15 protein-coding genes and 2 tRNA genes are annotated in these 16,314 nt (G+C 70.1%); 15 read left to right on the top strand and 2 right to left on the bottom strand.

Features of this window, described 5'->3' with window-relative positions; all coding sequences use genetic code 11:
• Nucleotides 1–192: 192 nt before the first annotated feature.
• From BLP73_RS07375 to BLP73_RS07340, 8 genes are all read left to right on the top strand, one after another.
• Entirely contained in the window at nt 193–1,161 is a 969-nt protein-coding gene (locus BLP73_RS07375; RefSeq protein ID WP_090742144.1) for an MDR/zinc-dependent alcohol dehydrogenase-like family protein, read from the top strand.
• Complete coding sequence (locus tag BLP73_RS07370; RefSeq protein ID WP_245686584.1) at nt 1,152–2,177, top strand: Gfo/Idh/MocA family protein; 1,026 nt, start codon at nt 1,152–1,154, stop codon at nt 2,175–2,177. The genes BLP73_RS07375 and BLP73_RS07370 overlap by 10 nt, the downstream gene beginning before the upstream one ends.
• 132 nt (nt 2,178–2,309) lie before the next feature.
• Nucleotides 2,310–3,137 carry a manganese catalase family protein gene (locus BLP73_RS07365; protein ID WP_090741873.1) on the top strand — a complete coding sequence of 276 codons (828 nt, stop codon included), beginning with the start codon at nt 2,310–2,312 and terminating at the stop codon, nt 3,135–3,137.
• The gene (locus BLP73_RS07360; protein WP_245686583.1) at nt 3,134–3,496 is read left to right on the top strand and encodes an HIRAN domain-containing protein; all 363 of its coding nucleotides are present in this window, start codon (nt 3,134–3,136) and stop codon (nt 3,494–3,496) included. The genes BLP73_RS07365 and BLP73_RS07360 overlap by 4 nt, the downstream gene beginning before the upstream one ends.
• Nucleotides 3,497–3,578: 82 nt before the next feature.
• Nucleotides 3,579–4,349, top strand: a complete 771-nt coding sequence (locus BLP73_RS07355) for an SDR family NAD(P)-dependent oxidoreductase (RefSeq protein WP_090741870.1) — start codon at nt 3,579–3,581, stop codon at nt 4,347–4,349.
• Between the two features lie 113 nt (nt 4,350–4,462).
• Nucleotides 4,463–5,797, top strand: coding sequence for a trigger factor (gene tig / locus BLP73_RS07350; protein ID WP_090742137.1), 1,335 nt, complete (start codon nt 4,463–4,465; stop codon nt 5,795–5,797).
• Nucleotides 5,798–5,893: 96 nt separating this feature from the next.
• Nucleotides 5,894–6,316, top strand: a complete 423-nt coding sequence (locus tag BLP73_RS07345) for a DUF1489 family protein (protein WP_090741868.1) — start codon at nt 5,894–5,896, stop codon at nt 6,314–6,316.
• A 43-nt stretch (nt 6,317–6,359) separates the two neighbouring features.
• Nucleotides 6,360–6,433 (top strand) — tRNA-Gly (locus BLP73_RS07340).
• Between the two features lie 14 nt (nt 6,434–6,447).
• Here BLP73_RS07340 and BLP73_RS07335 read toward each other — a convergent pair.
• Nucleotides 6,448–7,038: a hypothetical protein gene (locus BLP73_RS07335; protein WP_139165910.1), complete on the bottom strand. Its 591-nt coding sequence runs from the start codon at nt 7,036–7,038 to the stop codon at nt 6,448–6,450.
• A 16-nt stretch (nt 7,039–7,054) separates the two neighbouring features.
• Nucleotides 7,055–8,065: a S8 family serine peptidase gene (locus BLP73_RS07330; RefSeq protein ID WP_090741864.1), complete on the bottom strand. Its 1,011-nt coding sequence runs from the start codon at nt 8,063–8,065 to the stop codon at nt 7,055–7,057.
• 209 nt (nt 8,066–8,274) lie between these two features.
• Here BLP73_RS07330 and BLP73_RS07325 point away from each other — a divergent pair, with 209 nt between their 5' ends.
• The 7 genes from BLP73_RS07325 (at nt 8,275) to BLP73_RS07295 (ending at nt 16,280) form a co-directional block, all read left to right on the top strand.
• Nucleotides 8,275–8,865, top strand: coding sequence for a histidine phosphatase family protein (locus BLP73_RS07325; protein WP_090741862.1), 591 nt, complete (start codon nt 8,275–8,277; stop codon nt 8,863–8,865).
• A gap of 12 nt (nt 8,866–8,877) precedes the next feature.
• A tRNA-Val gene (locus BLP73_RS07320) sits at nt 8,878–8,952 on the top strand.
• A gap of 175 nt (nt 8,953–9,127) precedes the next feature.
• Complete coding sequence (locus BLP73_RS07315; RefSeq protein WP_090741861.1) at nt 9,128–10,327, top strand: efflux RND transporter periplasmic adaptor subunit; 1,200 nt, start codon at nt 9,128–9,130, stop codon at nt 10,325–10,327.
• Between the two features lie 10 nt (nt 10,328–10,337).
• Nucleotides 10,338–13,472: an efflux RND transporter permease subunit gene (locus BLP73_RS07310; protein ID WP_090741860.1), complete on the top strand. Its 3,135-nt coding sequence runs from the start codon at nt 10,338–10,340 to the stop codon at nt 13,470–13,472.
• An 81-nt stretch (nt 13,473–13,553) separates the two neighbouring features.
• On the top strand, nt 13,554–14,759 hold the full coding sequence (locus BLP73_RS07305; protein WP_090741858.1) for a glycosyltransferase family 87 protein: 1,206 nt from the start codon (nt 13,554–13,556) through the stop codon (nt 14,757–14,759).
• A gap of 14 nt (nt 14,760–14,773) precedes the next feature.
• Nucleotides 14,774–15,889: a glycosyltransferase family 2 protein gene (locus BLP73_RS07300; protein WP_090741855.1), complete on the top strand. Its 1,116-nt coding sequence runs from the start codon at nt 14,774–14,776 to the stop codon at nt 15,887–15,889.
• Nucleotides 15,890–15,896: 7 nt separating this feature from the next.
• On the top strand, nt 15,897–16,280 hold the full coding sequence (locus BLP73_RS07295) for a GtrA family protein (RefSeq protein WP_175453271.1): 384 nt from the start codon (nt 15,897–15,899) through the stop codon (nt 16,278–16,280).
• Nucleotides 16,281–16,314 lie beyond the last annotated feature (34 nt).

Below are 16,314 nucleotides of genomic sequence, written 5' to 3'. Positions count from 1 at the left end.
GCCCGCGCGGCCGTGCCGCGCCCCGGCCGGTCCCGCTTCTTCAATGTCATCTTTGACATCATCCGGGCCGCTGAACCTGCGTCGGGAACATTTGTTCCAGCTTCTTGTTCAGGGCCTGAAACATTAGCAAAAAACAGCCGGAGACAGTCGATGAACGATGCCAGCCCGACCGCTTGGCCGCAGGATCTTGCCATGCGACAGGGGCCGCGCGCGGCCCGGATCGTGGCGCCGGGTAAGGTGCAGATCGTGCCGACCGCCCCTTGCAGCCCCGGCCCGGGGCAGGTGCGGATCGCGCTCGAGGGCTGCGGCGTCTGCGCCTCGAACCTGGGGCCTTGGGCCGGGCCGGACTGGCTGGAATTCCCGCTGGCGCCCGGCGCGCTCGGCCACGAGGGGTGGGGCCGCATCGACGCGCTCGGCGAGGGTGTCGAGGGCGTCAGCCTCGGCCAGCGCGTCGCCTTCGCGGGCCAGCACGGCTTTGCCACCCATGACTGCGTTCCCGCCGCCGACGTGATCCCGCTGCCGCGCGAGCTGGACGGCCAGCCGGTCCCGGCCGAGCCCTTGGGCTGCGCCATCAACGTCTTCCACCGCAGCGCGGTGCGGCCGGGCGACACGGTGGCGGTCATCGGCATCGGTTTCCTGGGCGCGCTTCTGGTGCGGCAGGCGGCGGATGCCGGGGCGCGGGTCATCGCGATCTCGCGTCGGGAGAGCTCGCTGGAGCTGGCGCGCCGCATGGGCGCGGCCGAGACGGTCGTGATGGACGATCACTGGCGGATCATCGAGGACGTCAAGCGCCTGACCGGCGAGAAGCTCTGCGACGTGGTGATCGAGGTCGTCGGCAAGCAATGGCCGCTGGACCTGGCCGCCGAGCTGGTGCGCGACGGGGGCCGGCTGGTGATCGGCGGCTATCACCAGGACGGGCCGCGGCAGGTCAACATGCAGATGTGGAACTGGAAAGGCATGGACGTGATCAACGCCCATGAGCGCGACCCCGAGGTCGTGCGCCGCGGCATGCGCGAGGCGGTCGCCGCCATCGCCGCGGGCCGACTGGACCCTAGTCCGCTCTATTCTCAGGTCTTCCCGCTAGAGGAGCTGGGCGCCGCGCTGGACGCCACCCGCGACAAGCCGGGCAATTTCGTGAAGGCGCTGATCTCATGCAGCTGATGGCGAAGCCGCAGGCGGCGCTGGACCGCCCCCGCATCGGGTTCCTTGGCCTCGGCTGGATTGGGCGTCACCGGATGCAGGCGATGGCCGAGGCCGGCGGGATCGAGATCGTCGCGCTGGCCGATCCCGACCCGTCCTCGGTCGAGGCGGCGGCCAGCCTCGTGCCGGGCGCGGCGACCGGTCACGCGCTGGAGGCGGTGCTGGAGACGCAGCCGGACGGGGTGGTGATCGCCACGCCCTCGGCCCTGCATGCCGGGCAATCGATCGCGGCGCTTCAGGCGGGGGCGGCGGTCTTCTGCCAGAAGCCCCTTGGCCGCAGCGGCGCCGAGACGGGGGCGGTGGTCGAGGCGGCGCGGACGGCGGACCGGCTGCTGGCCACCGATCTCAGCTATCGCCATGCCGCGGCCTTCATCGCCCTGCGCGAGCAGATCCGCGGCGGCGAGCTGGGCGCTGTCCACGCGCTCGACCTGACCTTCCACAATGCCTATGGCCCCGACAAGCCGTGGTTCCGCGACCGCGCCCTGTCCGGGGGCGGCTGCCTGATCGACCTCGGCATCCATCTGGTGGACATGGCGCTCTGGTGCCTCGAGCCGACCGGCATCGAGGTCGTCGCCGCCCATGCCCGCCGCGGCGGCCGCCCGCTGGAGGACCCGCGCCACGAGGTCGAGGATTACGTCTCGGCCACGCTCGAGACCGCGGACGGGACGGTGATCCGCCTCGCCTGCTCGTGGAACCTGCCGGCGGGGCAGGACGCGGTGATCGGGATGGAGGCGCATGGCACTGCCGCCGGCGGGCGCGTGGCCAATATCGACGGCTCGTTCTTCGACTTCGGCGCCTGGCGCCATGACGGCACGAGCCGGCGCCAGATCGCCGCGCCGCCGGACGATTGGGGCGGGCGCGCCGCCGTGGACTGGGCCCACCGCCTTGCAGGCGGGGCCGGGTTCGACCCCGAGGCCGAGCGGCTGACGGCGCTGGCCGAGGTGCTGGACGCGATCTACCGCAAGGCCGGCCTCTGAGCAGGCGGATGTCCGGCGGGCAACCGCCGGACATCCGCCTGCTGTCAAGCGTCGGGAACATAGCAGGTCTATCGCGGTTCAGAGCGCCGACGAGGCAACTCGGTCACAGCCAAACCCCGGAGGCATCCTTCCATGTTCTATGTCGACAACCGACTGCAATTCCCCGTGCGCGTCGAGACCCCCGACCCGCTCTTCGCCCGTGCCCTTCAGCAGGCCATCGGCGGCGTCGAGGGCGAGATCCGCGTCGCGATGCAGTACTTCTTCCAAGCCTGCGGCGCCCGGGGCGACGCGCGCTTCCGCGAATTGCTGATGAACACCGCGGCCGAGGAACTGGGTCATATCGAGATGCTGGCCACGGCCGTCGCGATGAACCTGGAAGGGGCGCCGCTGTCCATGCAGGAAGAGGCTGCCGCCGATCCGGTCGCGGGCGCGATCCTCGGCGGGATCAACCTGAAGAACCTGCTGTCCGCCGGCCTCTCGGCCATGCCGATCGACAGCGACGGCGTGCCCTTCAACATGTCCCACATCTATGCCAGCGGCAACATCGCCGCCGACATGCACGCCAACGTCACCGCCGAGTCGACCGGCCGCATCCTGGCTGTGCGGCTCTACAACATGACGACCGATCCCGGCATGCGCGAGATGCTGGCCTTCCTGATCGCCCGCGACACCATGCACCAGAACCAGTTCCTGGCCGCGCTGGAAGAGCTGGGCGGCGCCGAGGGCGTCTTCCCGATCCCCAACAGCTTCCCGCAGGAGGAAGAGAACCAGGACTTCAACTACGCCTTCCTGGGCTTCCAGGCCGACGGCTCCGAGCCGGTCGCAGGTCGCTGGTCCGAAGGCACCTCGATCGACGGCAAGGGCGAGTTCACCACCCGCGCGCATGAGCCGATGGGTGAGGAGCCGGACCTTGGTTCCGCGCGTCCCAACAGCGGCGCCCAGTCCGAGCAGATGGAATGATCGGGCGGCGGCAGGTCCTCGGCACGCTGGCGCTGGCGGGGGTTCCCGCCGCCGCTGTCCTGCCGAGTGCCGCGCTCGCGCGGGGGCGGGCCGAGCCGGTCGAGGTGCTGACCACGCATCTCGCCAACCCGGACCGCAGCTTCCGCCCGACGCCGGGCCAGCGCCTGGTGCTGCGGCGCGATCCGTCGCGCGCCTTCGATCCCGCCGCCATCGCCGTCGAGACCGAGGCCGGCCAGCGGGTCGGCGTCGTGCCGCCGGCGCGCGCGGCTGTGCTGTCCCGGCTGATGGACCAAGGCGCTCCGGCCCATGCCGAAGCCGCACCCGGCGGCCGCCTGCGGGTCTTCCTGACCCTCGGCTGATCCGCGCCTGCGGCTGATCCTCGCGCCGCGCCGGCTTCCCCGGCGCGGCGCCCACATCCCATTCCCAAGAACGGAGGCCAGCATGGCCCATGACAAGCTCGCGCTGGTGACCGGCGCTTCCAGCGGCATCGGCCGCTGCCTTGCGCAGATCGCGGCCTCGGACGGGCATGACCTGCTGCTGGTCTCGCAGAGCAGCGAAATCGAGCATCCCGAGGCGCTGGAGATGACCGGCGTGCAGGTCGAGACGCTGCACGCCGACCTGTCCGACGAGGACGGGATCGACAAGCTGATGACCGCTCTTGGCGGCCGCTGCCCGGACCTCCTCTTTGCCAATGCCGGGCACGGCCGCGTCGGCCATTTCGCCGATCAGGACGAGGTGGACATCGTGAATCTTGTCGGCACCAACGTTGTTGGCACCACGGTCCTCGTCCACCGCATCCTGCGCCGGATGCTGGCGCGCGGGCATGGCCGCATCCTGATGACAGGCTCGATCGCGGGTCGGATGCCGGGGCCGAACCAAGCGGTCTACAACGCCAGCAAGGCCTATGTGAACATGCTCGCCCGCGCGCTGCACCACGAGGTGATGGGCACGGGCGTCACCGTCACCAACCTCGCGCCGGGGCCGGTGGACACGCCTTTCTTCCCGCGCTCGGGCATGGACAAGACGCTGATGGGGCAGGGACCGAAGGACGATCCCATGACCGTCGCCGGCGCCGGCTACCGCGCCATGATGAAGGGCAAGGCCGAGGTGGTCAGCGGCTGGAAGGGCAAGGCGATGCAGGCCGGCACGCATCTGATGACCGACGGCATGACAGCAGAGCTGCACCGCGTCATGGCCCGACCCCGGCACTGAGCCGCCAAGGGGCGCGCCGTCTATCTGCTTGCAGGGCGGGCGCCCGGCGACTAGAACCGGGGAAATTTTCAGGCCGCCGACCATCGGCGGCCCTTCTTGCTATGAGGACGATGATGCAGGTCAAGGAAACCCGGAACGAAGGTCTGAAGCGGGGCTACCAGTTCACCCTGCCCGCCGCGGATCTGGCCGCCACGGTCGATGCCAAGCTGAAAGAGGCGCAGCCCGAGGTCGAGATGAAGGGCTTCCGCAAGGGCAAGGTCCCGATGGCGATGCTGAAGAAGCAGTTCGGCCAGCGGATCATGGGCGATGCGATGCAGGACGCCATCGACGGCGCGCTGCGCAAGCATCTGGAGGAGTCGGGCGATCGCCCGGCCCTGCAGCCCAAGGTCGAGATGGAGAACGGCGAGACCTGGAAAGAGGGCGATGACGTCGTCGTCAACGTCTCCTACGAGGCGCTGCCGCCGATCCCCGAGATCGACCTGTCCGAGCTGAGCCTCGAGAAACTGACCGTCCCGGCCGAGGAAGCCGCCGTGACCGAGGCGCTGGAGAACCTGGCGAAGTCGGCGCAGAGCTTCGAAGACCGCCGCAAGGGCTCCAAGGCCAAGGACGGTGACCAGGTCGTGATCGACTTCAAGGGCTTCGTCGACGGCGAGGCCTTCGAGGGTGGCGAGGCAGAGGACTACCCGCTGGTCCTGGGCTCGAACAGCTTCATCCCCGGCTTCGAGGACCAGCTGGTCGGCGCCAAGGCCGATGACGAGATCAAGGTCGAGGTGAACTTCCCCGAGGAATACGGCGCCCCGCACCTGGCCGGCAAGGCCGCGACCTTCGAGTGCAAGGTCAAGGCCGTGAAGGCGCCGAAGGCCGCCGAGATTGACGACGAGCTGGCCAAGAAGTTCGGCGCCGAGGACCTGGACGGTCTGAAGAAGCAGATCTCGGACCGTCTCGAGCAGGAATATGCCGGCGCCGCGCGCCAGGTGATGAAGCGCAGCCTCCTCGACCAGCTGGACGAGAAGGTGAAGTTCGACCTGCCCGATGCCCTGGTCGAGGCCGAGGCCAGCCAGATCGCGCACCAGCTGTGGCACGAGGAGAACCCCGAGGTTCACGACCACAACCACGGCAATATCGAGCCGACGGACGAGCACAAGAAGCTGGCCGAGCGCCGCGTGCGCCTTGGCCTGCTGCTGGCCGAGATCGGCCAGAAGGCCGAGGTGACGGTGACCGACCAGGAGATGACGCAGGCCGTCCTGCGCGCCGCTCGCCAGTATCCGGGCCAGGAGCGGCAGTTCTTCGAGTTCATCCAGCAGAACCAGGGCGCCCAGCAGCAGCTCCGCGCGCCGATCTTCGAGGACAAGGTCATCGACCACATCGCCGCGCAGGCGAAGGTCGAGGAAAAGACCGTGACTAAGGAAGAGCTGGAGAAGGCGGTCGAGAAGCTCGACGAGCTCTGATCGCCCGCTTCCGATCGACGACAGGGGCCGCGACATCGCGGCCCCTTTTTCATGCGCGGCTTGATGCCGGGCCGGCCCGGCATTAGGTGGGTGCCGATGACGAAAATCCTGAACCTGATGAAGCTCTGCGTGGGCGCCGAGCGCCCCGAGGACCTTGCCGCCTGGCAGGCGCAGCGCTTTGGCGCCGCCCCCGCGCTGCACGTCACCCGGATGTGGCCCAAGCGCGAGGCCGAGCTGCTGGAGGGCGGCTCGATCTACTGGGTCTTCAAGGGGGTGATGCTGGCCCGGCAGCGCATCCTCGGACTGGACCGCGTCGAGGGGGGCGACGGCATCCTGCGCTGCGGCCTCGTTCTCGACCGCGACCTGGTGCGGGTCGCCGCCGTCCCGCGCCGCCCCTTCCAGGGCTGGCGCTATCTGGACCAGGCCGACGCGCCACCCGACCTGCCCAAGGGGCGCGAGGCCGAGGCGTCGCTGCCCCCAGCCGTGGCCGCCGCGCTGGCGCAGATGGGGCTGCGCTGAGCCGCTTGACGCTCTGCGCGCCATCCGCTAGGTCGGAACGCACGCGGGTGTAGCTCAATGGTAGAGCAGAAGCTTCCCAAGCTTACGACGAGGGTTCGATTCCCTTCACCCGCTCCAGCATCTTCCCCCTTTCAGAACTTGTATTCGAATTGCACCGCCAGCCAGCTGCTGTGCCAGCCGCTGCGGTCGAGCAGGTAGTCCAGCGTCTCCTCCGGCGGCAGGATGGTCGCGGCCAGGCGGCAGTTGACGGCCATCGCGCCGAACTCGCCGTAATCGCCCATGCAGGAGCGTTCGGTCAGATCGCCGCCCAGAAGGGCCGAGCCGCTGAAGGTCAGCAGCGCGTTCTCGAACAGCTCGTCCTGCAGCACGAAACCCAGATGCAGGGCCGGGGCGATGCGGTATTTCCGGCCCGTCTCGCCGGTCGAGACGCCCCAGGTGATGCCGACGCCATCCGACATCTCGGTCATCAGGCGCAGCGTCAGGTCGGGCAGTCCGGGCTCGTACCAGTCGCGCAGGCGGATCGGGCGGCCGTCCGACAGCGCGTAGCCGCCGCGGCTGGCGGTGCGGACGCGGGCCGCCCGGTCCGAGCCGTCACTGAGGTCCAGAAGGTGGCTGTGGTCGAGGAATTCGGCCGCAGCCGGATGCGGCAGGACCGCCGGCGCCGCGGCCAGCACCGCGCCCAGCACCAGCCGGGCCGGCAGCGCGCCGAGCGGCCGCGGCATCCGCCGGCCCATCGCGTCAGTCGATGCGCGAGGGCGCGATGGCACGGCCGATGCTGGCCTCGCCGCGCCCATGCACGTCCCGGCGGTAGTTGCGGATCGTGTCGGTGCGGGCGGTGTTCAGCAGCCGGTTGCTGATCTGCGTGGCCGATGCCCCGCGGAACTTGCTGCCCAGAACGGCCGCGTAGCCGCTGACGATCGGCGCGGCGAAGGAGGTTCCGGCGAGGCCCGTCACGTCGTCCCGCACCCCCACCATGAGGAATCGGTCCTGCACGGCGCGCCGTCCGCCCGCGCGGTTCGAATAGCTCTCGATTCGCGCCTTGTTGGTGACGGTCCCGTTCCGGTCCAGCGCGCCCACGAAAATGGCGGACTGCTTGCCGATCAGCGCGAGCGAGAGGTAGTCGACATCTCCGCCCGGCTCCATCGTCCCGACCGCGACGCCGTCATTTCCGGCCGCCTGCACCACGACCGCCGTGCCGAGGCGCGCGTGGCGGATGATCGACCGTTCCTGCGGCGGAAGCTCGCTCTCGATGATGGGCATGCCGGGGCGGCCGAAGATCCCGTAGCTGAGATTGACGACGGTGAGGCCGGTGCTCCGCGCCGTCACCCGCTCGTTCGAGTAGTAGTCGAGCGTGCGAAACTCGGCCGCGGGGGCGATCATGCCGGCCTGCTGCCGCACCCAGTATCCGTGGCGGCGGTTGGTCTCGCCCGCACCGAAATTGCCCGAGAAGCGGTCGCTGCTGGTGAAATCGTCCACCACCACGATGCGCGTGTTCTGGCCCCGGAAGCCGGCGTTCCAGGCGGTGCGGATCTCGGGGCTCATCCAGCGCCGGTAGACCGGCGTGACGGCCGGCCGCAGCGTCACCGCGCCCGGCAGGCGCAGGGCGGTGGTGCTGGCCGGGACGACGGTCGCAACATCCCGCAGGGCCGGGGCGAAGCTCAGCCCTTCGGCGCGCGCGCCTCCGGCAACGGCGGCGATAAGGGCCGCAGCGGCGGCGAGTGCAGCGAAGGGGCGGGTCTTCTGGAGCATGAGGGCGAGCTTGCGGTGAGGGGCGATGGGGGCAGGCGCAGGCGGGACGGCGTTGCGCCGGGCATGTCATCCTCCGAGCAGAATCCCGGATGACGTGTGGCGCGCACATCTTCTACCACATCAGGTTGTAGGCGGTCACCTGCCGATGCTTGCCTTTTCCCTTCACATTCACGAACAGGCAGCGGGACGAATGGCGACAGGATGGCACGGTGCTGCCCGATCTCTACCTGATACGGCACGGCGAGACCCGGTGGAACCGCGAAGGGCGGCTGCAGGGCCGGCTGGATTCGCCGCTGACCGCGCAGGGACGGGCGCAGGCGCTTGCGCTTGCGGACCTGGTGCGGGCCCTGCCGGGGACGCGGTTCAGCAGTCCGCAGGGGCGCGCGGTCGCGACCGCCCGGCTGCTCTTCGGCGCGGCGGGCTTTCGTACCGACGCCCGCCTGGCCGAGGTCGATGTCGGCGCCTTCACGGGCTGCGCGATGTCCGATCTGCACATCGCCCATCCCGCGCTCTTCGCGGAGCGCGGGCTTGGCTGGTACGACCGCTGCCCCGGGGGCGAGGGCTTCGCAGCGCTTGCGGCCAGGTGCCGCAGCTTCCTCTCCGAGCTGCAGGGCCCGGCGCTGCTGGTCGGACACGGGATCACGCTGCGAATGATCTGGGCAGTTGCCACCGAAGCGGGCGTCGCGCGCCTGCACGAGGCGCCGTTGGCGCAAGGCGCGGTGCTTGCCGTCAGGGACGGTCGCAGCCTGCTGCTGGAGCCGCCGAACGGGCTTGCCAATGGCGGCGGTTTCGCGCTTTAACGCGTGGGCCGGGGCCCGTTAGCTCAGTGGTAGAGCGTCCCGTTTACACCGGGCCGGTCGGGAGTTCGAATCTCTCACGGGCCACCATATCCCCGGGTCCGACGCGCCATGCGCGCCGAGGTGGAAGTCACGTCAGCGCGCGCGGCCCGTTGACTTTGCCTCGCGACTTGCCATGTCTGGCGCAACCCCGAGGCATTGATGCCAGCGACCGGCCGTCCCGCCGGCCTGTCCCGTGCCGTTCCGAACCTGAATGTGAATTTGGATGTCACGATTTTTCTCCCTTTCGACGCTGGTGTTCCTGGCGATCCTGGGCCTTCTGGTGTTCTGGATCGGCGGCGGGATGCTGAACCGCCAGCCCCCCGCGGAGCCCGAGCAGGTCGCGGCCCCCATTCCCCATGTCGCCGCCAGCCTCAGCCGGGCCGAGGTGGTCGAGCCGAGGGTCGTCCTCTATGGCAACATCGTGCCGAACCAGACCTCGGTCCTGCGCGCGCGCATCAGCGGCATCGTCGAGGAGGTGGTGCGGCAGGGCACCGAGGTCGAACGGGGCGAGCAGCTGGCGCGGCTGTCGGCCGACGACCGGCAGGCCGGCGTCGCGCGGGCCGAGGCCGAGCTGCGTTCGGCCGAGCGGGACTACGAGGCGGCGCGGCAGCTGCGCGAGCGGGGCGTGACCTCCGAGGCCGAGGTGCAGTCGCGCTTTGCCGCGCTCGAGGCGGCCCGCGCCGGACTGCGCGCGGCCGAGCTGGAGCTGGAGAACACCTTGCTCGGCGCGCCGATCACCGGCACCGTCAGCACCATCCATGCCGACATCGGCAGCTTCGTGCAGGCCGGCGGCGAGATCCTGGAGATCGTGAACAACGACCCGCTGATCGCCGAGGTGGACGTGCGGCAGTCCGAGATCACCTCGGTCCAGCTGGGCCAGACGGCCGAGGTCACTTTCCAGGGCGGGCGCGAGGCCGAGGCGGTCGTGCGCTTCATCTCTCCGGTCGCGATGGCCGAGACGCGCACCTTCCGCGTCGAGCTGGAGATCCCGAACCCCGACAACGCGATCCCCGCCGGCCTTTCGGCGCAGATTTCGCTGGCGATGCAGCCGCAGCGGGCGCATCGCATCTCGCCCGCGCTGGTGCGGCTGGACGACGCCGGCCGGATCGGGGTGATCATTGTCGATGCGGACGGCGAGACGCTGCGCTTCGCCCCCATCGAGATCGTGCAGGCGCGCGCCGAGGCGATCTGGGCCAGCGGCCTACCCGAGGAGGCGCGGATCGTGACCATCTCGCAGGGCGCGCTGAACGACGGGCAGAAGGCCCGGGTCAGCGAGACGCCCGAAGAGTTCCGCAACGTGCTGGGCGGCAGTCCATCGCCCGACGCGGGCGCGGTGCCGCTGGAGGCCGAGGCGGCCGAGATGCTGGGGGCGGCCACGGCCGGCGGCGTGGCGCAGGGCGCGACGCCGGCGGACCTGAACTGAGGAGCGGGTGATGAACGGGATGATCGCGGCGGCATTCTCTCGGGCAAGGACGGTCGTCCTGGTGATGGTGGCGCTGATCCTCTCGGGGTTCTTCGCCTATGTCACCATCCCGAAGGAGTCGATGCCCGAAGTCGACATCCCGATCTTCATCGTCAACGTGACCTATAGCGGCGTCAGCGCCGAGGATGCCGGCAAGCTGCTGGCCGAGCCGATCGAGCGGCAGGTCAACTCGCTCGACGGGCTGCGGCGGATGCAGACGAGCGCCAGCGAGGGCTTCGCCTCGATCCAGCTCGAGTTCCGGCCGGGCTTCGACCAGGACAGCGCGCTGCAATCGGTCAAGGACGCGGTCGATGACGCGCAGCCCGACCTGCCGCCCGGCGCGGACGGGCCGTTCGTGCGCGAGATCGACATGTCGATGTTCCCGATCCTGACCGTCGCCCTGTCGGGCCAGGTGCCCGAGCGCGAGCTGATCCGCCTCGGCCGCCAGCTGTCGGACCGGATCGAGACGGTCAGCGGCGTCCTGCAGGCCGACCTGACCGGCGACCGCGCGGACCAGCTGGAAGTGCTGATCGACCCGCTGGCGATGGAAACCTACGGCATCTCGCCCAACCAGCTGGCGCAGGCGGTGCAGGCCAACAACCAGCTGATCGCCGTCGGCAGCTTCGACACCGGGGCAGGGCGGCTTGGCGTCTCGATCCCGGGCACCGTCGTGCGGCTGGACGAGGTGATGTCGATCCCCGTCCTCGTCAGCGGGCCGACGGTCCTGCGCGTGCAGGACGTGGCCGAGGTGCGCCAGACCTTCAAGGACCCGACCAGCTTCGCCCGCATCGACGGCCAGCCCGCGCTGGCCATCGACGTGCGCAAGTCGGCCGGCGCCAACATCATCGACACGGTCGCCGCCGTCCGCTCCGAGGTGCAGGCAGCCTCGCGCGACTGGCCAGCGCAGGTGCAGGTCGACTTCATGAACGACCAGTCGATCGAGATGCAGGACCTGCTGTCGGACCTGCAGAACAACGTCATCGCCGCCGTCGTGCTGGTGATGCTGGTCACGGTCCTCTTTCTGGGCGTGCGCGCCTCGCTGCTGGTCGCGGTCGCGATCCCCGGCTCGTTCCTCGGCGGCATCCTCATCATCTGGGCGCTCGGCTTCACGCTGAACGTCATCGTCCTCTTCGCGCTGATCCTGGTCGTCGGAATGCTCGTCGACGGCGCCATCGTCGTGGTCGAGCTGGGCGAGCGGCTGATCGCCAAGGGCCACAGCAAGTTCGACGCCTTCCGCATGGCCGCGCAGCGCATGGCCTGGCCGATCACCGCCTCCACCGCGACCACGCTCGCCGTGTTCTTCCCGCTGCTCTTCTGGCCCGGCCTCGCGGGGCAGTTCATGTTCTACCTGCCCGCCACCATGATCGCGACGCTGCTGATGTCGCTGGCGATGGCGCTGATCTTCGTGCCGGTCACCGGCACCGTGCTGGGCGGCGGCGGCGGCGGCATGGTGACCGACGACGGCGATGCCGAGGTTCCCTCGGTCATGAACCGCTTCTCGGGTTGGACGATCCAGCGGCCGGGCGCCACGCTCGGCCTGGCGATCCTGGGGCTGCTGTCCTGCTTCTACGCCTATTCGATCTTCGGCCGCGGGGTCGACTTCTTCCCGACGACGGATGCCGAGCGGGCGCAGGTGCAGATCTCGGCCAACGGCAACCTCGCGGTGCAGGAATCCGATCAGCTGGTGCGGCTGGTCGAGCAGCGGCTGATCGGCCTGCCCGGCATCGACAGCGTCTATGCCCGCACCATCGGCTCGGTCGAGGAGCGGGTGCGCTCGAGCCTCTCGAGCGACGTGATCGGGCAGATCCAGGTCGAGTTCACTGACTGGCAGACCCGCGCCCGCTCGGGCGAGATCATCGACCAGATGCGCGCGCTGACGGCCGAGGTGCCGGGCCTCGGCATCCAGGTCGAGGCGGCGGCGCAGGGGCCGGCAGCCTCGCGCCCGGTGCAGATCGAGGTGTCCTCGAACAACCGGGCCACGCTGCAGGCGGCGGCCGAGGCCATCGAGCGGCTGATGGTCGAGCAGGGCACCTTCGTCGACATCGCCAACGACACGCCGCGCCCCAACCCCGAGATCCGGCTGGTGGTCGACCGCGAGGAGGCGGCCCGCTACGGCGTCGACATGGACACCATCGGCACGGCCGTGCAGCTGCTGACGAACGGCGTGAACCTTGGCACCTACCTGCCCGATTTCGCCGACGAGGAGGTGGACATCGCGCTGCGCTACCCGCCCGAGCAGCGGAACCTCGAGAACCTCAGCAACCTGCGCGTCGCGGTGCGGCAGGGCCAGGTGCCGATCTCGAACGTGGTGCAGATCGTGCCGGCGCCGGCGCCCGCGGCCATCACCCGCATCGCGGCGCGCGAGACGCAGACGCTGTCGGCCGAGCTTGCGCCCGGCTCGACCCTTCAGGCCGAGCTGACGCGGGTCGAGCAGGCCATCGCCCAGCTCGAGCTGCCCGACGAGGTCGAGGTCAGCTTCGGCGGCGAGATCGAGGACCAGCAGGAGGCGATGACCTTCCTCGTCGGCGCCTTCTTCGTCGCGCTGTTCCTGATGTTCACCATCCTGCTGATCCAGATGAACAGCTTCTACCAGGCCTTCCTGATCCTGACCGCGATCATCTTCTCGATTGCCGGTGTCTTCCTGGGCCTGATGATCCGGCAGGAGCCCTTCTCGATCGTGATGAGCGGCATCGGGATCATGGCGCTGGCCGGGGTGGTGGTGAACAACAACATCGTGCTGATCGACGCCTACAACGAGCATCGCGGCAACGGGCTGGGTCCCGACAAGGCCGCGCGCCGCGCCGCGGGCGAGCGCTTCCGGCCGGTGATCCTGACGGCGGGAACCACCGTCATCGGTCTTCTGCCGATGGTGCTGGGCATGACCATCGACTTCACCGGGCGCGACCTCTACTTCGGCGCGCCGTCGGGGCAGTTCTGGATCCAGCTGTCCACGGGAATCGCCGGCGGCCTCTTCGTCGCGACGGCGGTGACGCTTCTGCTGACCCCGACGCTGCTGGCCTGGGACGGCCGCCGCCGCATCCGCCGAGACGAGCGGCGCGCGCAGAAGGCGGCGCGCCGGCAGCAGGCGGGCGCGGCCACGGCCTGAGGCCGGACGCCGCCCCGCGCGAATCGCTACGCGGGGGCCGGGAAATGTCGTACACTCGCTGAAGTTGAGTGTGAGGCGTTCATGGACGCGCCCGTCACCCGGAGCCCGCGGTTCCCCGGCCTGCCCCTCGCGCTGCTGTTCCTGACGGCGGCGCTTGGCGCGCTGGTGCTGTTCGGGATCCTGGGTGTCGGCCGGGGCGGCTCGGTCTTCGCCCATGACATGCGCTATCTCTACGGCGCTGGCGCCGTCTGGCTGCAGGGGGCCAGCCCCTACGATCTGGAGACGTTCAAGGCAGCGATGCTGGCGCTGCTGGGCGTCGCCTCGGACAGCTTCGCCTATCCGCCGAACGCCTTCCCGCTGGCCGCCATCCTCGGCAGCGGGTCGCCAGCGCGGGCCGACCTGCTGATCGGGCTGCTGAACCTGATGGCCCTGGCGGGCCTGGCGCTCTTCGTCCGGGCGGCCGTCGCGGCCGCGGGGGACGGGCGGGACCGGCTGCTCGTCCTGGTCACCATCGCCGTGCTGGTCGGCAATCCCTTCACCGCGCATGTGTTCTGGATGGGGCAGACGACGCTGATCGCGGCGGCGCTGGTCTATGGCGCCTGGCTCTGCGCGCATCGGCGAATGGACGTTCTGGCGGGCGTGCTTCTCGGCCTCAGCGCCTTCAAGCCGCAGATCGCCTTTCTCGTCGGGCTGTGGTTCCTTCTGGATCGGCGCTGGCTTCTGCTGGCGGCCGCCGCCGGCGCGACGCTGGCCGCCTCGGCCTGGCCCATCGCGACGGGCGGTCTTGCCGGCTCGTGGCTCGCATGGGCCGCGACGCTGCACGAATACCAGAGCACCGGCTTCAACACTGTGACCTTCCGCCACGTCTTCGGCCTGCGGAGCCTGCTGGCCGGACTGGGCCTGCCAGCGCCCTCGCTGCTGCCGGCGGGCGTTGCGGCGCTCATCGGCCTCTATCTGATGCGCCGCCGCTATGACGAGATCTGGCTGGTGAATGCCGTCCTCGTCATCTCGTTCCTGATGCTGTTCGCGCATGACTACGACCTGGCGCCGGTCGCCGTCATCGCGGCGCCCCTGCTGACGGTGGCGCGCGGGCGGCCGGGCGTGCTGGTGCTGCTCTGCCTGCTGGCGGCGGTGATCTTCTTCCCGCAGCGCGTGTGGCAGGCGCTCGATCTTGCGCCGGCGGCGCGCAGCCGGGAACTGGCGCTGCTGGCGCTGCTCGGCCTCTACCTGCGGCTCTGCCGCAAGCCTGCGACCGCGCGCGCGCCCCGCGCGGCCGCGCCCATCTGACAGGAGGTTTCGGAATGCGTCATCACCTTCCCGTCCGCCGCGACCCCGCCTTCGCCGCCGCGGTGCGCCGCCCCGCCCGGGCCGAGCCGCTGGCGCGCCACGATGCAGTGGCCGCCCCGCCCTCGCCGGCCGCGGCCGGCCCGCCGCTGCAGAAGCTGTCGCTGGTCGTGCCGGTCCTGAACGAGGAGGACGCGATCGCCCCGTTCCTCGCCCGCACCGCCGCGGTGCTGGCTGGCATCGAAGGGCTGACGCACGAGATCGTCTTCGTCGACGACGGCTCGAGCGACGGCACCGCGCGGGTCATCGAGGCCGCGCATCTGCGCGATCCGGCCGTCTGCCTGCTGCGCCTGACGCGCAACTTCGGCAAGGAGGCGGCGCTGACCGCCGGGCTCGAGGCTGCCAGCGGGGACGCGGTGGTGCCCATGGACGTGGACCTGCAGGACCCGCCCGAGCTGCTGGCCGAGTTCGTGCGCCTCTGGCGCGAGGGCTACGACGTCGTCTACGGCCGCCGCACCGATCGCGGCGCCGACACCGCCGCGAAAAGCGGTTCGGCCGGCATGTTCTACGCGCTCTTCAACCGCCTCTCGCCGATGAAGATCGAGCCGAACGTGGGCGATTTCCGCCTGCTCTCGCGTCCTGCGCTGGACGCTACCTTGCAGCTGCGCGAGCGCAACCGCTTCATGAAGGGCATCTTTGCCTGGGTCGGCTTCCGCAGCATCGGCGTGCCCTATGCCCGCCCAAGCCGCGCCGTGGGCAGCACCAAGTTCAGCTACTGGAAGCTGTGGAACTTCGCGCTGGACGGGGTCACCAGCTTCTCGACCATGCCGCTTAGGGTCTGGACCTATGCCGGCGGGATCGTGGCGCTGATCTCGATGCTCTACACGCTGACCATCGTGCTGCAGACGCTGCTCTTCGGGCGCGACGTGCCGGGCTACGCCTCGCTGATGGCGGTGGTGCTGATGCTGGGGGCGGTGCAGCTGATCTCGCTCGGCATCATCGGCGAGTATCTGGGCCGGCTCTACATCGAGTCCAAGCAGCGCCCCATCTACCTCGTCCGCGAGCGCCTCGGCCTCGGCGGCGCCGTTCCGGCACATGAGACGGCGCCGCGGCTGTCGGCCACGGCAGACTGACGCCCCCATGCCGCTGCGGCGCGAGTTGCTGCGCTTCGGCGCCGTCGGCCTTGCGGCGACGATGGTGCATTTCGCGCTGCTGACGCTGCTGGTCGAGGCCGGCGGCCTGCCGCCTACCGCCGCCAACGGCGCGGCCTTCCTCGGCGCGCTCAGTGTCACCTATCTGGGCCAGTCCCTCTGGGTCTTTCCCGCGCGCAGCCGCCACGGGCCGCGCCAGATGCTGCGCTTCGCGGCCTCGCTGGCGCTCGGCTTCGGCGCGAATGTCGCGGTCATGGCGGTCAGCCTCGACCTGCTGGGCCTCGGCTATCGGGCGGGTTTCGTGCTGGCGGTGCTGCTGGTCCCGGCGCTCAGCTTCGTCGTCAACCGCTTCTGGGTCTTCGACGGCCGCTAGGCGGCGTTATCTTCGGGCGGAGATAACGCTTGCA

The sequence above is a fragment of the Paracoccus tibetensis genome (assembly GCF_900102505.1).
Classification (GTDB): Bacteria; Pseudomonadota; Alphaproteobacteria; order Rhodobacterales; family Rhodobacteraceae; genus Paracoccus; species Paracoccus tibetensis.
Note: the sequence above shows the minus strand (reverse complement) of the source record. Positions and strands in the feature narration are given on the sequence as shown.